Source organism: Pseudomonas sp. ADAK7, assembly GCF_012935675.1.
Classification (GTDB): domain Bacteria; phylum Pseudomonadota; class Gammaproteobacteria; order Pseudomonadales; family Pseudomonadaceae; genus Aquipseudomonas.
Window position 1 is genome coordinate 4467112 of record NZ_CP052861.1, and the last position, 20577, is coordinate 4487688.

At 56.9% G+C, this 20577-nt stretch carries 21 protein-coding genes; 20 read left to right on the forward strand and 1 reads right to left on the reverse strand.

The genetic code is table 11. The features are described 5' to 3' along the window. Positions 1 to 39: 39 nt before the first annotated feature. Complete coding sequence (gene dnaA / locus HKK53_RS20480) at positions 40 to 1560, reverse strand: chromosomal replication initiator protein DnaA (protein ID WP_169372335.1); 1521 nt, start codon at positions 1558 to 1560, stop codon at positions 40 to 42. A gap of 567 nt (positions 1561 to 2127) precedes the next feature. Here dnaA and rpmH point away from each other — a divergent pair. From rpmH to HKK53_RS20580, 20 genes are all read left to right on the forward strand, one after another. Beyond that, positions 2128 to 2262: a 50S ribosomal protein L34 gene (gene rpmH, locus HKK53_RS20485; protein WP_003213577.1), complete on the forward strand. Its 135-nt coding sequence runs from the start codon at positions 2128 to 2130 to the stop codon at positions 2260 to 2262. Between the two features lie 16 nt (positions 2263 to 2278). Then, a complete protein-coding gene (rnpA, locus tag HKK53_RS20490; protein WP_202027651.1) occupies positions 2279 to 2680 on the forward strand; it encodes a ribonuclease P protein component in 402 nt (133 codons plus the stop codon). Then, complete coding sequence (yidD, locus tag HKK53_RS20495; protein ID WP_080761984.1) at positions 2673 to 2918, forward strand: membrane protein insertion efficiency factor YidD; 246 nt, start codon at positions 2673 to 2675, stop codon at positions 2916 to 2918. Before rnpA ends, yidD begins: the two co-directional genes overlap by 8 nt. A 2-nt stretch (positions 2919 to 2920) precedes the next feature. After that, positions 2921 to 4609 carry a membrane protein insertase YidC gene (yidC, locus tag HKK53_RS20500; RefSeq protein ID WP_169372337.1) on the forward strand — a complete coding sequence of 563 codons (1689 nt, stop codon included), beginning with the start codon at positions 2921 to 2923 and terminating at the stop codon, positions 4607 to 4609. Between the two features lie 79 nt (positions 4610 to 4688). Beyond that, positions 4689 to 6059, forward strand: a complete 1371-nt coding sequence (gene mnmE, locus HKK53_RS20505) for a tRNA uridine-5-carboxymethylaminomethyl(34) synthesis GTPase MnmE (protein WP_169372338.1) — start codon at positions 4689 to 4691, stop codon at positions 6057 to 6059. Positions 6060 to 6609: 550 nt separating this feature from the next. Beyond that, positions 6610 to 8508 (forward strand): tRNA uridine-5-carboxymethylaminomethyl(34) synthesis enzyme MnmG, encoded by a 1899-nt coding sequence (gene mnmG, locus HKK53_RS20510; protein ID WP_169372339.1) that lies wholly within the window; start codon positions 6610 to 6612, stop codon positions 8506 to 8508. Next, a complete protein-coding gene (gene rsmG / locus HKK53_RS20515; protein WP_123515490.1) occupies positions 8505 to 9149 on the forward strand; it encodes a 16S rRNA (guanine(527)-N(7))-methyltransferase RsmG in 645 nt (214 codons plus the stop codon). Before mnmG ends, rsmG begins: the two co-directional genes overlap by 4 nt. Positions 9150 to 9167: 18 nt before the next feature. Continuing rightward, a complete protein-coding gene (locus tag HKK53_RS20520; protein WP_092275719.1) occupies positions 9168 to 9965 on the forward strand; it encodes a ParA family protein in 798 nt (265 codons plus the stop codon). A gap of 9 nt (positions 9966 to 9974) precedes the next feature. Further along, positions 9975 to 10847: a ParB/RepB/Spo0J family partition protein gene (locus tag HKK53_RS20525; RefSeq protein ID WP_123408557.1), complete on the forward strand. Its 873-nt coding sequence runs from the start codon at positions 9975 to 9977 to the stop codon at positions 10845 to 10847. 148 nt (positions 10848 to 10995) lie between these two features. Next, positions 10996 to 11403 (forward strand): F0F1 ATP synthase subunit I, encoded by a 408-nt coding sequence (locus HKK53_RS20530; RefSeq protein WP_054048155.1) that lies wholly within the window; start codon positions 10996 to 10998, stop codon positions 11401 to 11403. 16 nt (positions 11404 to 11419) lie between these two features. Continuing rightward, on the forward strand, positions 11420 to 12289 hold the full coding sequence (gene atpB / locus HKK53_RS20535) for a F0F1 ATP synthase subunit A (protein WP_169372340.1): 870 nt from the start codon (positions 11420 to 11422) through the stop codon (positions 12287 to 12289). A 134-nt stretch (positions 12290 to 12423) separates the two neighbouring features. Next, positions 12424 to 12681: a F0F1 ATP synthase subunit C gene (gene atpE, locus HKK53_RS20540; RefSeq protein WP_002555987.1), complete on the forward strand. Its 258-nt coding sequence runs from the start codon at positions 12424 to 12426 to the stop codon at positions 12679 to 12681. Positions 12682 to 12737: 56 nt separating this feature from the next. Beyond that, a complete protein-coding gene (locus tag HKK53_RS20545) occupies positions 12738 to 13208 on the forward strand; it encodes a F0F1 ATP synthase subunit B (RefSeq protein ID WP_008027535.1) in 471 nt (156 codons plus the stop codon). A 12-nt stretch (positions 13209 to 13220) separates the two neighbouring features. Further along, on the forward strand, positions 13221 to 13757 hold the full coding sequence (locus HKK53_RS20550; RefSeq protein ID WP_059403768.1) for a F0F1 ATP synthase subunit delta: 537 nt from the start codon (positions 13221 to 13223) through the stop codon (positions 13755 to 13757). 21 nt (positions 13758 to 13778) lie between these two features. Then, on the forward strand, positions 13779 to 15323 hold the full coding sequence (gene atpA, locus HKK53_RS20555; RefSeq protein ID WP_121732610.1) for a F0F1 ATP synthase subunit alpha: 1545 nt from the start codon (positions 13779 to 13781) through the stop codon (positions 15321 to 15323). Between the two features lie 50 nt (positions 15324 to 15373). Next, the gene (atpG, locus tag HKK53_RS20560; RefSeq protein ID WP_123515499.1) at positions 15374 to 16234 is read left to right on the forward strand and encodes a F0F1 ATP synthase subunit gamma; all 861 of its coding nucleotides are present in this window, start codon (positions 15374 to 15376) and stop codon (positions 16232 to 16234) included. Between the two features lie 27 nt (positions 16235 to 16261). Next, positions 16262 to 17641: a F0F1 ATP synthase subunit beta gene (gene atpD / locus HKK53_RS20565; RefSeq protein ID WP_123408561.1), complete on the forward strand. Its 1380-nt coding sequence runs from the start codon at positions 16262 to 16264 to the stop codon at positions 17639 to 17641. Positions 17642 to 17686: 45 nt separating this feature from the next. Then, positions 17687 to 18115: a F0F1 ATP synthase subunit epsilon gene (locus HKK53_RS20570; RefSeq protein WP_169372341.1), complete on the forward strand. Its 429-nt coding sequence runs from the start codon at positions 17687 to 17689 to the stop codon at positions 18113 to 18115. A gap of 117 nt (positions 18116 to 18232) precedes the next feature. Then, a complete protein-coding gene (gene glmU / locus HKK53_RS20575; protein ID WP_169372342.1) occupies positions 18233 to 19600 on the forward strand; it encodes a bifunctional UDP-N-acetylglucosamine diphosphorylase/glucosamine-1-phosphate N-acetyltransferase GlmU in 1368 nt (455 codons plus the stop codon). Between the two features lie 199 nt (positions 19601 to 19799). Next, the gene (locus HKK53_RS20580) at positions 19800 to 20576 is read left to right on the forward strand and encodes a DeoR/GlpR family DNA-binding transcription regulator (protein ID WP_169372343.1); all 777 of its coding nucleotides are present in this window, start codon (positions 19800 to 19802) and stop codon (positions 20574 to 20576) included. Position 20577: the final 1 nt, after the last annotated feature.

Sequence of the window (20577 nt, forward strand, 5' to 3'; positions counted from 1 at the left end):
GGTCTAGTCCCTTGCCTTAATAAGCTGCGCTGGTGTTCATCAAGTGGTCAGTGTACGCAGCAGGTTCTTGTAGTCCTCGCGGATGTCCGCGTCGGATTCCTTAAGTTCGTTGATCTTGCGGCAGGCGTGCAAAACAGTCGTATGGTCGCGGCCGCCAAACACATCGCCGATTTCCGGCAGGCTGTGGTTAGTCAACTCTTTGGAGAGGGCCATTGCAACCTGACGCGGACGGGCGACCGAGCGTGAACGACGCTTGGACAGCAAGTCGGAAATCTTGATCTTGTAGTACTCGGCGACGGTGCGCTGAATGTTATCCACAGAGACCAGTTTGTCTTGCAGCGCCAACAAGTCTTTCAAGGATTCGCGAATCAGCTCGATGGTGATGTCGCGGCCCATGAAGTGCGAGTGGGCGATCACGCGCTTAAGCGCGCCTTCCAGTTCGCGGACGTTGGAGCGAATACGCTGGGCGATGAAGAACGCCGCATCGTGTGGCAGATCGACTTTGGCCTGATCGGCCTTTTTCATCAGGATCGCCACGCGGGTTTCCAGCTCCGGCGGCTCGACGGCCACCGTCAGGCCCCAGCCGAAGCGGGACTTGAGACGCTCTTCGAGGCCTTCGATTTCTTTCGGGTAGCGGTCACTGGTGAGAATGACCTGCTGGCCACCTTCAAGCAGGGCGTTGAAGGTGTGGAAAAACTCTTCCTGGGAACGTTCCTTGCGGGCGAAGAACTGAATGTCATCGATCAACAGGGCGTCCACCGAACGGTAGAAGCGCTTGAACTCATTGATGGCATTCAGTTGCAGCGCCTTGACCATGTCGGCCACGAAACGCTCGGAATGCAGGTACACGACCTTGGCATTCGGGTTCTTCTTTAATAGGTGGTTACCCACAGCGTGCATCAAGTGGGTCTTACCCAAGCCGACGCCACCATAAAGGAAGAGCGGGTTGTAACCGTGCTTCGGGTTGTCCGCCACTTGCCAGGCCGCAGCCCGGGCCAGCTGGTTGGACTTACCTTCGACGAAGTTCTCGAAGGTGAAGGTACGGTTCAGGTAGCTAGTGTGCTTGAGCGCGCCTTCGACCTGCACGGTGCGCTGTTCTGCACGGACCGGGGCCTGTTGCGAACTGGCGCCGGCCATTGGGTCGAAGCTGTCGCGGGACGGCTCTTCACTGACGTCGGCAATCTTTTGGGTTGCGCGTTTGGTCTGGGTAGCGACCGGGGCCGGTGCTGGTGCGCTGGCTGGTACTTGAGCAGCCTGAGCCTGGGACGCTGCCGCGGCCAGCGGAGCATTGGGTGCCGCACGCGGTGCCGAACTGCGTTTGCTGCCTATTAATAAGGAAAGCGCCGGCGCCATGCCATTGCCATGCTCATCCAGCAGTTCGAGGACGCGGCCCAGGTACTTTTCGTTAACCCAGTCGAGAACAAAACGATTCGGTGCGTAAACACGCAACTCGTCGCCTTCGGCTTCGACCTGTAGTGGACGGATCCAAGTGTTGAATTGTTGGGCAGGCAGCTCATCGCGCAAAAGCTCCACGCACTGCTGCCAAAGTTCCACTGACACGGATATCCCCTAAGTTGAAAGCCGGTGAGGCAAAAACAAGCGGCCATTGTAGCGGCCAGACGCCCACTTATCCACATGCAGGTTGCGCACAGGCCATGAATTATCAATGCGTTAACCACTGAAAAGGCGACCAGCGGTATGTGCATAAGCTCTGTGGATAACCGCCCATGAGGGCATTGGACAAGTGGGGGGTAAACTCGGTGGATAACTGGCCTGTGGATAACTGACCATTCCACACACAGCTTATCCGACAGCGCAGCACAGGCTGACCACCGTTTTCCACCGTAGTTGTCATTCTCTGTACATCACGGGTTAGAAGGGCTTAAGGCAGTTATCCACAGCAGATGGCCTCCCTAGCTTTTATAAGCTTTACAGAAAAGCTTTAAATAATTCCCTTCTTTATTTCTATATCTAGCCAAGGACCGTCGAGCGAGAAAACCTCTGGAGATCTATTTATAAGGAAACGCTGGTTGGAAATTGACCTAGAGGCTTGCTTTCTCTAGAATCCCCGGTCTCTTAAAACGGGGGCCATTCCGGCCCGTTGTGGACGAACCAGGTAACACGACAATGAAACGTACTTTCCAACCAAGCACTATCAAACGCGCTCGTACTCACGGTTTCCGTGCTCGCATGGCAACCAAAAACGGTCGTGCCGTCCTGTCGCGTCGTCGCGCCAAAGGTCGTGCGCGTCTGGCAGTTTGATAATCCGGCACTGGAGGTGAGTCAGGACTTCAGTCGGGAAAAGCGTTTGCTTACCCCCCGGCATTTCAAGGCAGTCTTTGACTCCCCTACCGGCAAGGTTCCGGGGAAAAATCTCCTGCTCCTTGCGCGCAACAACGATCTTGATCACCCCCGTCTCGGGCTGGTTATCGGGAAAAAGAGCGTAAAGCTCTCCGTCGAGCGCAACCGCCTCAAACGTCTGATGCGCGAATCGTTTCGCCTGCACCAGGATTCACTGGTCGGCTGGGACATTGTTATCGTCGCGCGCAAAGGTTTGGGCGACGTAGAAAACCCCGAATTGATTCAGCATTTCGGCAAACTCTGGAAGCGTCTGGCACGCAGCACGCCGGTACCAGCAGTCAAAACCGAAACTGTAGGGGTAGACAGTACCGATGCGTAAACTGGCACTCGTTCCGATCCAGTTTTATCGCTATGCCATTAGTCCTCTGATGGCCAGTCACTGTCGTTTCTACCCCAGTTGTTCCTGCTACGCGTATGAAGCCATAGAAAATCATGGCCTTCTGCGCGGTGGCTGGCTGGCCTTTCGTCGTTTAGGTCGCTGTCATCCGTGGAATCCCGGTGGTTATGACCCGGTTCCGCCTATCCCTACCTCCCGTTCTTCTTCGATGGCCGAGTAATCATGGATATCAAACGCACGATCCTGATCGTCGCCCTGGCAATCGTGTCCTACGTTATGGTTCTTAAATGGAACCAGGACTATGGCCAGGCTGCCCTGCCGACTCAGAATGTTGCTTCCAGTACTACCGCACCGGGCCTACCGGACACGGCGACTGGCAATAATGCTTCTGTCAGTGACGACATTCCCCGCGCCGCAAGCGATACCAGTGCCACTGCACCTGCTGAAACGCCAGTAGCTGTAAGCAAAGACCTCATCCAGATCAAAACGGATGTGCTCAACCTGGCCATCGATCCACAAGGTGGTGATGTTGCCCAGCTGACGTTGCCGCTGTATCCACGTCGCCAGGACCATCCGGAAATTCCATTCCAGTTGTTCGATAACGGCAACGAGCGGACTTATCTGGCCCAGAGCGGTTTGATCGGCACCGACGGTCCGGACGGTAGTCCAACCGGTCGTCCGGTCTACTCCTCGGAGAAGAAGATTTATCAACTGGGCAAGGACGACAACCAACTGGTAGTCGATCTGAAGTTCAGCAAGGACGGCGTCAACTACATCAAGCGTTTCACCGTGAAACGTGGCCTGTACGACGTAACCGTTTCCTACTTGATCGACAATGCAAGCGCCAAGCCTTGGTCGGGTGCGATGTTCGCCCAACTGAAGCGTGATGCCAGCTCCGATCCTTCTTCCAGCACTGCCACCGGCACCGCGACTTACCTGGGCGCCGCCCTGTGGACAAGCAACGAGCCGTACAAGAAAGTGTCGATGAAGGACATGGACAAGGCTCAGCTGAAAGAAACCGTTAACGGTGGTTGGGTTGCCTGGTTGCAACACTACTTCGTGACCGCGTGGATCCCGGCGAAGGGCGAAAACAATGTCGTCCAGACCCGTAAAGACAGCAAAGGCAACTACATCATCGGTTACACCGCTCCGGCAGTGACCGTTGCGCCAGGTGCCAAGGGTGAAATCAGCGCTGTTCTGTACGCCGGCCCGAAAAGCCAGGCTGTGCTGAAAGAGTTGTCCCCAGGTCTGGAATTGACCGTCGACTACGGCATTCTGTGGTTCATTGCCCAGCCAATCTTCTGGCTGCTGCAACACATCCACGCCATTGTTGGTAACTGGGGCTGGTCGATCATCTTCCTGACCATGCTGATCAAAGGGCTTTTCTTCCCTCTGTCGGCTGCCAGCTACAAATCCATGGCGCGCATGCGTGCAGTGGCACCGAAACTGGCTGCGCTGAAAGAGCAACATGGCGACGACCGGCAGAAAATGTCTCAAGCCATGATGGAGCTGTACAAGAAAGAGAAGATCAATCCACTGGGCGGCTGCTTGCCGATCCTGGTGCAGATGCCGGTTTTCCTTTCGCTGTACTGGGTTCTGCTGGAAAGCGTGGAAATGCGCCAAGCGCCGTTCATGCTGTGGATTACTGACCTGTCGATCAAGGACCCGTTCTTCATTCTGCCGATCATCATGGGTGCAACCATGTTTATCCAGCAGCGGTTGAACCCAACACCTCCGGATCCGATGCAGGCCAAGGTGATGAAGCTGATGCCAATCATCTTCACCTTCTTCTTCCTGTGGTTCCCGGCTGGTCTGGTGCTGTACTGGGTGGTCAACAACGTCCTGTCCATCAGCCAACAGTGGTACATCACCCGTAAGATCGAAGCTGCTACCAAAAACGCCGCTGCGTAACTTACTCTGTGGATAACCACTCAAAACGCCCCCTAGTGGGGCGTTTTGCTATCTGTCACTTTTGTCTGGATACCGGTTTATGAGCGTTCCTCGTGAAACCATCACTGCCGTCGCCACCGCTCAAGGTCGCGGCGGTGTGGGCATCGTCCGTATTTCCGGGCCGCTGGCGAGTGCGGCGGCCAAAGCCATCAGCGGCCGCGAACTGAAACCGCGGTATGCCCATTACGGCCCGTTCCTAAGTGAAAACGAAGAGGTGCTGGACGAAGGCATCGCCCTGTATTTTCCCGGTCCGAACTCGTTTACCGGCGAAGACGTGCTGGAACTCCAGGGTCACGGCGGTCCAATCGTGCTGGATATGCTGCTCAAGCGCTGCCTGGAACTGGGCTGCCGACTGGCACGGCCAGGTGAATTCAGCGAACGCGCCTTCCTCAACGACAAACTCGACCTGGCCCAGGCCGAGGCGATTGCCGATCTGATCGAAGCCAGTTCTGCACAGGCTGCGCGAAATGCCCTACGTTCCTTGCAAGGCGCGTTTTCCCAGCGTGTGCATAACCTCACCGAGCAATTGATCGGCCTGCGGATCTACGTTGAGGCCGCCATCGACTTCCCGGAAGAAGAAATCGACTTCCTCGCCGATGGCCACGTCCTGAGCATGCTCGACAAAGTCCGCGATGAATTATCCACAGTGCTTCGCGAAGCCGGGCAGGGTGCCTTGTTGCGGGACGGCATGAACGTCGTTATCGCAGGACGGCCGAACGCCGGCAAATCCAGCCTGCTGAATGCCTTGGCCGGTCGTGAAGCGGCGATCGTTACCGAGATCGCCGGCACCACCCGGGACATTCTTCGTGAACATATCCACATCGACGGCATGCCGTTGCATGTGGTCGACACTGCAGGCCTGCGTGATACCGATGACCAGGTGGAAAAAATCGGGGTAGAACGGGCGCTGAAAGCCATCGGCGAAGCGGATCGGGTGTTGTTGGTGGTCGATGCCACCGCCCCGGAAGCCCTTGATCCGTTCGCCTTGTGGCCGGAATTCCTCGAAACCCGTCCCGACCCGGCCAAAGTCACGCTAATCCGTAACAAGGCAGACTTGACGGGTGAGGCGATTGCCCTGGAAGTCAGCGAAGATGGTCATGTCACCATCAGCCTGAGTGCCAAGTCAGCAGGCGAGGGCCTTGAGTTGCTGCGTGAACACCTCAAGACCTGCATGGGCTACGAGCAGACCTCGGAAAGCAGCTTCAGCGCACGCCGACGTCACCTGGAGGCGCTGCGCCATGCCAGTGCCTCCCTCGAGCATGGTCGTGCACAGCTGACGTTGGCAGGTGCTGGTGAGCTATTGGCTGAAGATCTGCGTCAGGCGCAGCACTCTTTAGGCGAAATCACCGGCGCCTTCAGCTCCGATGACTTGTTGGGACGCATCTTTTCCAGCTTCTGCATCGGTAAATAGTCCCTTCGATGTTCCCAGACAGGCCATTCGTGCCTGTCTGTTCCCTCCTTTTCTGAAAACTTCCCCAAGTGCCGAGCAGATTCTTTTTGCTTGAGCGGTTTTCCCGTGCCCGGGATTCGCTCATTTGAAGCTTTTCTGTGGATTAAGCCCTGTGAATAACTGCCACTAAGGGCAGTTGATAACAGGGCCTGAAAACTGAAGATAAACCCCTCTGTGGATAACCACCCCTTTCATCCACAGGCTTACACCGGTTATCCAAGGGCCTCCTTGGCACATGACCACAGGGTTTTGAATCTCTGTACACATTGAATATAAAGGGCCGTAGAGATCTATCCACAGAAATGGTGCTCAGTAGAAATAAACATAAAAACAAAGATTTAATAAATTTCTCTCTTTTTAATTTCTATAACCCCGACTTCTCCACAGCTGGTTAAATTTTGTGCAAAGGGTTCTTTAGGAAGGGCGAAGTCCCTATACTTGCCGACCAGGTCCAAAAACCTGAGACCAACCTATTCCGGATTACCTAACTGAAGCAGGCACGAGGTGCGTGGTGGATTTCCCTTCCCGTTTTGAAGTGATCGTCATCGGCGGCGGTCATGCCGGTACCGAGGCAGCACTGGCGTCAGCACGTATGGGGGCAAAAACCCTGTTGCTGACGCATAACGTGGAAACCCTCGGTGCCATGAGTTGCAACCCTGCCATTGGCGGGATTGGCAAGAGCCACCTGGTCAAGGAAATCGATGCCCTCGGCGGCGCGATGGCCATGGCTACCGACAAGGGTGGTATTCAGTTTCGCGTGTTGAACAGCCGCAAAGGCCCGGCCGTGCGAGCCACTCGTGCTCAAGCCGATCGGGTTCTGTACAAGGCCGCTGTCCGTGAAGCCCTGGAAAACCAGCCGAACCTGTGGATATTTCAACAAGCCGCCGATGACCTGATCGTCGAACAGGAAACCGTGCGTGGTGTTGTCACCCAAATGGGTCTGCGTTTCTTCGCCGATTCCGTGGTGTTGACCACGGGCACCTTCCTCGGTGGACTTATCCACATCGGGATGCAGAATTATTCCGGCGGTCGCGCCGGTGATCCGCCATCGATTGCCCTGGCTCACCGTTTGCGTGAATTGCCACTGCGTGTCGGTCGCTTGAAAACCGGTACGCCACCGCGCATCGACGGTCGTTCCGTGGATTTCTCGGTGATGACCGAGCAAGCCGGCGACACGCCGATCCCGGTGATGTCGTTCATGGGGTCCAAAGAGCAGCACCCGAAACAGGTCAGTTGCTGGATTACCCACACCAACGCCCGCACCCACGAAATCATTGCCGCGAACCTCGACCGTTCGCCGATGTATTCCGATGCCGGGCTGATCGAAGGCATCGGCCCGCGTTATTGCCCGTCGATCGAAGACAAGATCCACCGCTTTGCCGATAAGGAAAGCCATCAGGTCTTCATCGAACCGGAAGGCTTGACCACACACGAGCTGTACCCGAACGGGATATCCACAAGCTTGCCGTTCGACGTGCAATTGCAGATCGTGCAATCGATCCGTGGCATGGAAAACGCGCACATCGTTCGTCCGGGCTACGCCATCGAATACGATTATTTCGATCCGCGTGACCTGAAGTACAGCCTGGAAACCAAAGTGATTGGCGGCCTGTTCTTCGCCGGACAAATCAACGGCACCACCGGTTACGAAGAAGCCGGCGCCCAGGGTTTGCTGGCCGGAGCCAACGCTGCGCTGCGTGCTCAGGGCAAAGATGCCTGGTGTCCGCGTCGCGATGAGGCGTACATCGGGGTGTTGGTCGATGACCTGATTACCCTGGGTACCCAGGAACCGTACCGGATGTTCACGTCCCGGGCCGAATACCGGCTGATCCTGCGCGAAGACAACGCTGACTTGCGTTTGACCGAAAAAGGCCGCGAACTGGGTCTGGTGGATGACGCCCGTTGGGCAGCGTTCTGCAAGAAACGCGAAAGCATCGATCTCGAAGAGCAGCGCCTGAAAAGTACCTGGGTTCGCCCGGGCACCGAGCAAGGCGATGCGATTTCCGAGAAGTTCGGTACACCGCTAACCCACGAATACAACTTGCTCAATCTGCTAAGCCGTCCGGAAATCGACTACGCTGGTCTGATCGCCGTGACGGGCGGTGGCGCAGAAGACCCACAGGTCGCCGAACAGGTCGAAATCAAGACCAAGTACGCCGGCTACATCGATCGCCAGCAGGATGAAATCGTTCGTCTGCGGGCCAGCGAAAATACCAAACTGCCGGTGGATATCGATTACACGAACATCTCCGGTCTCTCAAAAGAGATCCAGAGCAAGCTCGGTGCGACCCGTCCGGAGACATTGGGCCAGGCGTCGCGTATCCCGGGCGTGACCCCGGCAGCCATTTCGCTGTTGATGATTCATTTGAAAAAACGCGGCGCGGGCCGTCAGTTGGAGCAAAGCGCTTGAGTTCGTTGGTCACCTCGCAACATGCAGAAGAGTTATCCACAGGTGCTCGCCAGCTCGGTGTCACACTGACAGAAACCCAGCACGCGTTGCTGCTGGGTTATCTGGCCCTGTTGATCAAATGGAACAAGGCCTACAACCTGACCGCCGTGCGCGATCCGGACGAAATGGTCTCCCGTCACTTGCTCGACAGTCTGAGTGTGATGTCGTTTGTGGAAAACGGTCGCTGGTTGGACGTTGGCAGCGGCGGCGGCATGCCGGGTATTCCGCTGGCCATCCTGTTTCCAGAGTCCCAGGTAACCTGCCTGGACAGCAACGGCAAGAAAACCCGCTTCCTGACCCAGGTCAAACTCGAACTCAAACTGGATAACCTGCAAGTTATCCACAGTCGCGTTGAAAGTTTCCAGCCAGAACAGCCGTTCAACGGGATCATCTCCCGGGCGTTCAGCAGCATGGAAAATTTCAGCAACTGGACTCGCCACCTCGGCGACCGCGATACACGCTGGCTGGCAATGAAGGGCGTTCATCCCGCCGATGAGCTGGTAGCATTGCCGGCAGACTTCCACCTCGATAGCGAACACGCCCTGGCCGTACCCGGTTGCCAAGGCCAACGCCATCTGCTGATACTGCGCCGCACGGCATGATTGGGAACACAAGCAAGAATGGCTAAGGTATTCGCGATAGCGAACCAAAAGGGTGGTGTGGGCAAGACCACCACCTGCATCAACCTCGCAGCTTCCCTGGTCGCTACCAAGCGCCGGGTGTTGTTGATCGATCTCGATCCACAGGGCAACGCCACCATGGGTAGCGGTGTGGATAAACACGGCCTGGAAAACTCGGTCTACGACCTGTTGATCGGTGAGTGCGACCTGGCCCAGGCCATGCACTACTCCGAACACGGTGGTTACCAGCTGTTGCCGGCCAACCGCGATTTGACGGCGGCCGAAGTGGTGCTGCTGGAAATGCAGATGAAGGAAAGTCGTCTGCGCAGCGCGTTGGCGCCGATCCGTGAAAACTACGATTACATTTTGATCGACTGCCCGCCGTCGCTGTCGATGTTGACTCTGAACGCGTTGGTGGCAGCCGATGGGGTAATTATCCCCATGCAGTGCGAGTACTTCGCGCTCGAAGGTTTGAGCGACCTTGTGGATAACATCAAGCGCATCGCCGAACTGCTGAACCCGAACCTGAAAGTCGAAGGCCTGTTGCGGACCATGTATGACCCGCGCCTGAGCCTGATGAACGATGTCTCGGCCCAGCTCAAGGAACACTTTGGCGAGCAGCTCTACGACACCGTGATTCCACGCAACATCCGCCTGGCCGAAGCGCCAAGCTATGGCATGCCGGCGCTGGCGTACGACAAATCATCGCGTGGCGCCATCGCCTACCTGGCATTGGCTGGCGAACTGGTTCGCCGTCAGCGCAAAAACTCACGCACCGCCGCCGCCCAGGCAACTTAAGGAATCCCCATGGCCGTCAAGAAACGAGGTCTCGGACGTGGACTGGATGCACTGCTGAGTGGTCCGACTGTCAGCTCGCTCGAAGAGCAAGCGGTACAAGCCGATCAGCGTGAGCTGCAACACCTGCCCCTGGACCTGATCCAGCGTGGCAAGTACCAGCCGCGTCGGGACATGGACCCCCAGGCGCTCGAAGAACTGGCGCAGTCGATCAAGGCCCAGGGCGTGATGCAGCCGATCGTGGTTCGCCCGATTGGCAACGGCCGCTTCGAAATCATCGCCGGCGAACGCCGCTGGCGTGCCAGCCAGCAGGCTGGCCAGGAAACCATCCCGGCGATGGTTCGCGATGTGCCGGATGAAACCGCCATCGCCATGGCGCTGATCGAGAACATTCAGCGCGAAGACCTCAATCCGATCGAGGAAGCGGTAGCCCTGCAGCGTTTGCAGCAGGAATTCCAGTTGACCCAGCAACAGGTCGCCGAGGCTGTGGGTAAGTCCCGCGTTACCGTCGCCAATTTGTTGCGTTTGATCGCGTTGCCGGAAGTCATCAAGACCATGCTTTCCCACGGCGACCTTGAAATGGGCCACGCACGTGCTTTACTGGGTCTGCCGGAGAATCAGCAGGTTGAGGGGGCGCGACACGTTGTCGCACGCGGACTGACCGTGCGCCAGACTGAGGCACTGGTTCGCCAGTGGCTGAGTGGCAAACCGGAGCCGGTGGAAGCTGCAAAACCAGACCCGGATATCGCCCGACTCGAGCAGCGCCTGGCCGAGCGCCTAGGCTCTGCGGTGCAGATCCGCCACGGAAAGAAGGGCAAAGGGCAGTTGGTGATTGGCTACAACTCTCTCGACGAGCTTCAAGGCGTGCTTGCACACATCCGCTGAAACATTTCCTCATGTAGCGCGCAGTCGGAAATCACTACCTGACAGTTGAATAGGGGCTGAACCGCCCCTATACTCTGCGCGCATTTTGTCGGCACAAATTATGCCAAGTTATTGAATTCTGGCAGCCGACCATTGGGGAGTAAAAGTGATGGAAACCCGCACGCCAAACCGCTTGCCGTTCCATCGCCTGGCAGTTTTTCCGGTGTTAATGGCTCAATTTATCGTTTTGCTCATCGCCGCTTTGGCGTTGTGGCAATGGTACGGAGTCGTTGCCGGGTACTCAGGACTCTGCGGAGGCCTGATAGCCTTGTTACCCAATGTTTATTTCGCTCACAGGGCATTTCGGTTTTCCGGCGCCCGAGCAGCTCAAGCCATCGTCCGGTCTTTTTATGCCGGCGAGGCGGGCAAATTAATTCTGACGGCAGTGCTCTTTGCATTGACGTTTGCAGGTGTGAAGCCATTGGCGCCGTTAGCTGTATTCGGCGTCTTCGTGTTGACCCAACTGGTCAGCTGGTTCGCGCCCCTGCTGATGAGAACAAGACTTTCGAGACCTTAGGGCGTTTGAGGCAACCATGGCAGAGACAACCGCTTCGGGCTATATCCAGCACCACTTGCAGAACCTGACCTTCGGTCAGCATCCTACCGGCGGCTGGGGCTTTGCCCACACCGCAGCAGAGGCCAAGGAAATGGGCTTCTGGGCTTTCCATGTCGATACCCTCGGCTGGTCGGTCGCGTTGGGTCTGATCTTCGTTCTGATTTTCCGCATGGCGGCAAAGAAGGCGACTTCCGGTCAACCAGGTGCTTTGCAGAACTTCGTTGAAGTATTGGTCGAATTCGTCGATGGCAGCGTGAAAGACAGCTTCCATGGCCGTAGCCCGGTGATTGCACCGCTGGCACTGACCATCTTCGTCTGGGTCTTCCTGATGAACGCCGTCGACCTGATCCCGGTCGACTGGATTCCTCAGCTGGCCATCCTGATTACTGGCGATGCGCACATTCCATTCCGTGCCGTATCGACCACTGACCCGAACGCTACCCTGGGCATGGCCCTGTCGGTGTTCGCGTTGATCATTTTCTACAGCATCAAGGTCAAGGGCATCGGCGGCTTCATCGGCGAACTGACCCTGCATCCTTTCGGCAGCAAGAACATTTTCCTGCAAGCGCTGTTGATCCCGGTGAACTTCCTGCTGGAATTCGTCACCCTGATCGCCAAGCCAATCTCTCTGGCACTGCGTCTGTTCGGCAACATGTATGCCGGCGAGCTGGTCTTCATTCTGATTGCTGTGATGTTCGGCAGCGGTCTGCTCTGGCTTAGCGGCCTGGGCGTAGTTCTGCAGTGGGCGTGGGCTGTGTTCCACATCCTGATCATCACCCTGCAGGCGTTTATCTTCATGATGCTGACCATCGTTTACTTGTCGATGGCGCACGAAGAGAACCATTAAGACCAGTCTCGACTAGTCTGATGTCCCACTCGGTCAAACGAGTGGGTGCCCGAACAGGGCTTATGAAACGATTTGTTTTACCGCTTTAAAATCTAAAAAACCTAAACCATACGACGTAAAAGTCGGGAGGAAAGATGGAAACTGTAGTTGGTCTAACCGCTATCGCTGTTGCACTGTTGATCGGCCTGGGCGCACTGGGTACCGCAATTGGTTTCGGCCTGTTGGGCGGCAAGTTCCTGGAAGGCGCAGCGCGTCAACCAGAAATGGTTCCAATGCTGCAAGTCAAAATGTTCATCGTTGCCGGTCTGCTCGACGCCGTAACCATGATCGGTGTTGGTATCGCTCTGTTCTTCACCTTCGCGAACCCATTCGTTGGTCAACTCGCTGGCTAATCACTCGAACCTTCGAGTGATTGGTTTGATGTGCAACGAACGAGCGAGGTGTTGGCGTGAACATTAATGCAACCCTGATTGGCCAGTCCGTTGCGTTCTTCATTTTTGTACTGTTTTGCATGAAGTTCGTGTGGCCTCCGGTCATCGCGGCTTTGCACGAACGTCAGAAGAAGATCGCGGATGGACTGGACGCTGCCGCCCGAGCAGCTCGCGACCTGGAGCTGGCCCAAGATAAAGCGGGTCAGCAACTGCGCGAAGCTAAGGCTCAGGCAGCTGAAATCATTGAGCAAGCCAAGAAACGCGGTAACCAGATTGTTGAAGAGGCCGTTGAAAAGGCCCGTATCGACGCTGACCGTGTGAAGGTTCAGGCTCAGGCCGAGATCGAACAGGAACTGAACAGTGTCAAAGACGCGCTGCGTGCCCAATTGGGTGCACTGGCTGTCGGCGGCGCCGAGAAGATCCTGGGTGCCACAATCGATCAAAACGCGCACGCGGAGCTGGTAAACAAACTGGCTGCTGAAATTTAAGCGAGGGCGATCATGGCAGAATTGACCACGTTGGCCCGACCTTACGCTAAGGCAGCCTTCGAGCACGCCCAGGCCCACCAGCAACTGGCCTCTTGGTCAGCCATGCTCGGCCTGGCTGCAGCAGTGTCGCAAGACGACACCATGCAGCGCGTGCTCAAGGCCCCGCGACTGACGAGCGCAGACAAGGCCGCCACGTTTATTGACGTGTGCGGCGACAAGTTCGATGCCAAGGCACAGAATTTCATTCACGTCGTTGCCGAAAACGACCGTCTCCCGCTTTTGCCGGAGATTTCCGCTCTGTTCGACCTGTACAAGGCTGAACAAGAGAAGTCGGTAGACGTTGAAGTGACCAGTGCTTTTGCATTGAACCAAGAACAGCAAGACAAACTCGCCAAGGTTCTCAGTGCACGACTCAACCGGGAAGTGCGCCTGCAAGTCGAGGAAGACAAATCCCTTATTGGGGGCATTGTCATCCGCGCCGGCGACCTGGTTATCGATGGCTCGGTTCGCGGCAAACTCGCGAGCCTTGCCGAAGCATTGAAATCTTGAGTTTGAAGGGGCAGCAGAGCAATGCAGCAACTCAATCCTTCCGAAATAAGTGAAATTATCAAGGGCCGCATCGACAAGCTCGATGTGACCTCCCAAGCCCGTAACGAAGGCACAGTCGTCAGCGTATCTGACGGTATCGTGCGGATTCACGGTCTGGCCGACGTCATGTACGGCGAGATGATCGAGTTTCCGGGCGGCGTCTTCGGTATGGCCCTCAACCTTGAGCAAGACTCTGTAGGCGCCGTTGTATTGGGCTCCTACCAGTCTCTGGCTGAAGGCATGAGCGCCAAGTGCACTGGCCGCATCCTCGAAGTTCCGGTTGGTAAGGAACTGCTGGGTCGCGTAGTCGACGCACTGGGTAACCCTGTTGACGGCAAAGGTCCACTGGGCAACACCGAGACCGACGCGGTCGAGAAAGTTGCTCCAGGCGTGATCTGGCGTAAGTCGGTAGACCAGCCTGTACAGACTGGCTACAAGGCTGTCGATGCCATGATTCCTGTCGGCCGTGGCCAGCGTGAGCTGATCATCGGTGACCGTCAGATCGGTAAAACCGCTCTGGCGATCGACGCGATCATCAACCAGAAAGACAGCGGCATTTTCTGCGTCTACGTAGCGATCGGTCAGAAGCAATCGACCATCGCCAACGTTGTTCGCAAGCTGGAAGAAAACGGCGCACTGGCTAACACCATCGTCGTGGCAGCGAGCGCTTCGGAATCTGCAGCACTGCAATTCCTGGCACCGTACTCCGGTTGCACCATGGGTGAATTCTTCCGCGACCGCGGTGAAGACGCGCTGATCGTTTATGACGATCTGTCCAAGCAAGCAGTGGCTTACCGCCAGATTTCCCTGCTGCTGCGCCGTCCACCAGGCCGTGAAGCTTACCCAGGCGACGTGTTCTATCTCCACTCCCGTCTGCTGGAGCGCGCATCCCGCGTTTCGGAAGAATACGTAGAGAAGTTCACCAACGGCGCAGTGACCGGCAAAACCGGTTCCCTGACCGCACTGCCGATCATCGAAACCCAGGCTGGCGACGTTTCCGCGTTCGTTCCGACCAACGTGATTTCCATCACCGACGGTCAGATCTTCCTGGAATCGGCCATGTTCAACTCCGGGATCCGTCCTGCTGTGAACGCCGGTGTTTCGGTATCCCGTGTGGGTGGTGCCGCTCAGACCAAGATCATCAAGAAGCTCTCCGGTGGTATCCGTACCGCTCTGGCTCAGTATCGTGAACTGGCGGCATTCGCCCAGTTCGCTTCTGACCTGGACGAAGCGACCCGTAAGCAACTTGAGCATGGTCAGCGCGTTACCGAGCTGATGAAGCAGAAGCAATACGCACCAATGTCGATCGCTGACATGGCGCTGTCGCTGTATGCCGCTGAGCGTGGGTTCCTGACTGACATTGAAATCGCCAAGATCGGCAGCTTCGAACAAGCGCTGATTGCTTTCTTCAACCGCGATCACGCCGATTTGATGGCGAAGATCAACGTGAAGGGTGACTTCAATGACGAAATCGACGCTGGCATGAAAGCCGGTATCGAGAAGTTCAAGGCCACCCAAACCTGGTAAGCCGCAGCGGGAGCCGCAAGGCTCCCGCTTGCTAACCTGATAGGTGTTACATGGCAGGCGCAAAAGAGATTCGCAGTAAGATTGCGAGCATCAAAAGCACGCAAAAGATTACCAGCGCCATGGAAAAAGTGGCGGTCAGCAAAATGCGCAAGGCACAAATGCGCATGGCTGCTAGCCGTCCTTACGCGGAGCGCATCCGCCAGGTTATTGGTCATTTGGCCAACGCTAACCCGGAATATCGCCACCCATTCATGATCGACCGTGAAATCAAGCGTGTTGGTTATGTTGTAGTGAGCAGTGACCGTGGTCTGTGTGGTGGCTTGAACACCAACCTGTTCAAGGCCTTGGTCAAGGACATGGCGAAAAACCGTGAAAACGGCGTCGAGATCGATCTGTGTGTAGTTGGTAGCAAGGGTGCGGCTTTCTTCCGCAACTTCGGCGGTAACGTCGTAGCAGCTATCAGCCACCTGGGTGAAGAGCCATCGATCAATGATCTGATTGGCAGCGTCAAGGTGATGCTGGATGCCTACCTCGATGGTCGTATCGACCGTTTGAGCGTTGTGTCCAACAAGTTCATCAACACCATGACGCAACAGCCTACCGTGGAGCAGTTGATTCCACTGGTGGCGACCCCGGATAAAGAACTCAAGCACCACTGGGATTATCTCTACGAACCGGATGCCAAAGAGCTGCTTGACGGCTTGATGGTTCGCTACGTGGAGTCGCAGGTTTACCAGGCGGTGGTCGAGAACAACGCGGCTGAACAAGCTGCGCGGATGATCGCGATGAAGAACGCTACCGACAACGCCGGTGATTTGATCAGCGATTTGCAGCTGATCTACAACAAGGCGCGTCAGGCTGCGATCACCCAAGAGATCTCGGAAATCGTCGGCGGCGCTGCCGCGGTTTAACGGTTCAAATATTCAGAGGATCCAGCTATGAGTAGCGGACGTATCGTTCAAATCATCGGCGCCGTTATCGACGTGGAATTTCCACGCGACAGCGTACCGAGCATCTACAACGCGTTGAAAGTACAAAGCGATGCCGGCACCACTCTGGAAGTTCAGCAGCAGCTGGGCGACGGCGTGGTTCGTACCATTGCGATGGGTTCCACCGAGGGCTTGAAGCGCGGTCTGGAAGTCACCGACTCTGGCGCAGCCATCTCCGTACCGGTCGGTAAAGCGACCCTGGGCCGGATCATGGACGTCCTCGGTAACCCGATCGACGAAGCTGGCCCGATCGACACCGAAGAGCGCTGGGGCATTCACCGTCCTGCGCCAACCTTCGCTGAACAAGCGGGCGGCAACGACCTGCTGGAAACCGGCATCAAGGTTATCGACCTGGTTTGCCCGTTCGCCAAGGGCGGTAAAGTCGGTCTGTTCGGTGGTGCCGGTGTAGGCAAAACCGTAAACATGATGGAACTGATCCGTAACATCGCCATCGAGCACAGCGGTTATTCCGTGTTCGCCGGTGTGGGTGAGCGTACTCGTGAGGGTAACGACTTCTACCACGAGATGAAGGATTCCAACGTTCTGGACAAAGTGGCACTGGTTTACGGTCAGATGAACGAGCCGCCGGGTAACCGTCTGCGCGTAGCACTGACCGGCCTGACCATGGCCGAGAAGTTCCGTGACGAAGGTAACGACGTTCTGCTGTTCGTCGACAACATCTATCGTTACACCTTGGCCGGTACTGAAGTATCCGCACTGCTGGGCCGTATGCCTTCCGCAGTAGGTTACCAGCCGACCCTGGCCGAAGAGATGGGTACTCTGCAAGAGCGTATCACTTCGACCAAAAACGGTTCGATCACCTCGATCCAAGCGGTATACGTACCTGCGGATGACTTGACTGACCCGTCGCCAGCGACCACTTTCGCCCACTTGGACGCCACCGTCGTTCTGTCCCGTGACATCGCTTCCCTGGGTATCTACCCAGCGGTCGATCCACTCGACTCGACTTCGCGCCAGCTGGACCCGAACGTGATCGGCCAGGACCACTACGACACCGCTCGCGGCGTCCAGTACGTTCTGCAGCGTTACAAAGAACTGAAGGACATCATTGCGATCCTGGGTATGGACGAGCTGTCGGAAGCCGACAAGCAGTTGGTAAACCGTGCTCGTAAGATCCAGCGTTTCTTGTCGCAGCCGTTCTTCGTGGCTGAAGTCTTCACCGGTGCCTCGGGTAAATACGTTTCCCTGAAAGACACCATTGCTGGCTTCAAAGGCATCCTCAACGGTGACTACGACCACCTGCCAGAACAAGCGTTCTACATGGTCGGCGGCATCGAAGAAGCGATCGAGAAAGCCAAGAAACTGTAATCCCGGCGCCCGGCAACGGGCGCTAATTTAGGTTGAGGCAATCAGATGGCTATGACAGTCCATTGCGATATCGTCAGCGCGGAAGGAGAAATCTTTTCCGGCCTGGTCGAGATGGTGATTGCGCACGGTGCACTGGGTGATCTTGGTATCGCCCTGGGTCACGCGCCGCTGATCACTAATCTCAAGCCGGGCCCGATCCGCCTGATCAAGCAGGGCGGGGAAACCGAGGTGTTTTACATCTCCGGTGGTTTCCTCGAGGTTCAGCCGAACATGGTCAAGGTTCTTGCCGACACCGTGCAACGTGCTGCCGACCTGGATGAAGCCTCCGCTCAGGAAGCCGTTAAGGCTGCCGAGAAGGCCTTGCATGAACGTGGCGCGGAATTCGATTACGGTTCTGCTGCTGCACGTCTGGCCGAGGCGACAGCTCAGCTGCGCACCGTCCAGCAGATCCGCAAGAAGTTCGGCGGCGGTTAATTCGTCGTCGACTTGTTGTGCGATTGATTAAAAAGGGTAGCCTCGGCTACCCTTTTTTCTTTTTCGCCTTTCATAACCCGGTCGCAGTTGCTGACCACCCAGGATTGGTAGCCAGTCATGTCTCTTGAAATCGTAATCCTCGCTGCCGGCCAAGGCACGCGCATGCGCTCGGCGTTGCCCAAGGTGTTGCACCCGATTGCCGGCAACTCAATGCTGGGCCATGTTATCCACAGCGCCAGGCAACTCGATCCGCAGGGCATCCATGTCGTGATCGGCCATGGCGCCGATGCGGTGCGTGAACGTCTGGCTGCGGATGATCTGAATTTCGTGCTGCAGGACAAGCAACTGGGCACCGGGCATGCGGTGGCGCAGGCCGTCCCGTTCATCAAGTCCGACACCGTGCTGATCCTTTACGGCGACGTGCCACTGATCGAAGTCGAGACCCTGCAACGCCTGCTCAAGCAGGTGGCACCGCAGCAACTGGGCTTGCTCACCGTCGAACTGGATGACCCGACCGGTTACGGCCGTATCGTGCGTGATGCCGACGGCAAGGTCACGGCCATCGTCGAGCAGAAAGACGCTAACGAAGCCGAGCGCAAGATCACCGAAGGCAACACCGGGATTCTGGCGGTACCGTTTGAGCGTCTGGGCGACTGGATGAGCCGGCTCTCCAACAACAACGCTCAGGGCGAGTACTACCTGACCGACGTGATTGCCATGGCGGTTAGTGATGGTCTGGTGGTGGCCACCGAACAACCGGTTGATGCCATGGAAGTGCAGGGTGCCAACGATCGCAAGCAACTCGCCGAGCTTGAGCGTCACTATCAGTTGCGCGCCGGTCGTCGCTTGATGGCCCAGGGCGTGACCCTGCGCGATCCGGCCCGTTTCGATGTGCGCGGTGAGGTCACCGTCGGCCGCGATGTGCTGATCGACATCAACGTGATCCTCGAAGGCAACGTGGTGATCGAAGACGACGTGGTCATCGGTCCGAACTGTGTGATCAAGGACAGCACCCTGCGCAAAGGCGTGGTGATCAAGGCCAACAGTCATATCGAAGGCGCGATTCTGGGCGAGGGCAGCGATGCCGGCCCGTTCGCGCGTTTGCGTCCTGGCACCGTGCTGGAGGCGCGCGCCCATGTGGGTAACTTTGTCGAACTGAAGAACGCGCATATGGGCGAGGGTGCCAAGGCCGGTCACCTGACTTACCTGGGCGATGCCGAAATCGGCGCGCGCACCAACATTGGTGCCGGCACCATCACCTGCAACTACGACGGCGCCAACAAGTGGAAAACCGTGTTGGGTGAAGATGTGTTTATCGGTTCCAACAATTCGTTAGTGGCGCCTGTGGATATCTCGTCGGGTGCAACCACCGCGGCCGGTTCAACTATTACGCAGAATGTGGATAACGCGCAGTTGGCCGTCGGCCGGGCACGGCAGAAGAACATCGATGGCTGGAAGCGGCCGGAGAAAATCAAGCAGAGCTGAGTTATCCACAGAGCATCGTGGCAATCATTAGATCGCCTTCGCGGGCAAGCCTCGCTCCTACAGATATCACCGTCTGTAGCAGCGAGGCTTGCCCGCGATGCTTTTATCCACAGATCTTTTTTCTTGCGCTGGCTTGACGAAGTTTCGCCAATAGGTTTTGATTGCTTTCGTTATCTTTCGAATCGAAACTTACCCGCTCATGTCAAAGCGCAATACACCTCAACGCCGTCACAACATCCTCGCCTTGCTCAACGAGCAGGGGGAAGTCAGCGTGGACGAATTGGCCAAGCGCTTCGAGACGTCGGAAGTGACGATCCGCAAAGACCTCGCCGCCCTTGAGAGCAATGGCCTGCTGCTGCGCCGTTACGGTGGCGCGATCACCATGCCGCAGGAATTGGTCGCTGACCTTGGTCAACCGGTGTCCAAGTACAAGCAAGCCATCGCTCGCGCCGCCGTGCTGCGGATTCGTGAGCATGCGCGGATCATCATCGACAGCGGCAGCACCACCGCCGCCATGATTCCGGAACTCGGCCAGCAGCCGGGCCTGGTGGTGATGACCAATTCCCTGAATGTGGCCAACGCCCTGAGCGAGTTGGAGCATGAACCGGTGCTGTTGATGACCGGTGGCACCTGGGACCCGCATTCCGAATCCTTTCAGGGGCAAGTCGCCGAGCAGGTACTACGCTCTTACGACTTCGACCAGTTGTTTATCGGTGCCGATGGCATCGATCTGGTCCGTGGCACCACTACCTTCAATGAATTGCTGGGCTTGAGCCGCGTCATGGCCGAAGTCGCCCGGGAAGTGGTGGTAATGGTCGAAGCCGACAAGATCGGCCGCAAGATTCCCAACCTGGAACTGCCCTGGAGCAGCGTCCATACCCTTATTACCGATGATCGCCTGCCACGTGAGGCACGGGATCAGATTCAGGCTCGCGGGATCAATTTGATCCTCGCGGCTGTCAGTCAGGAGAAATAGC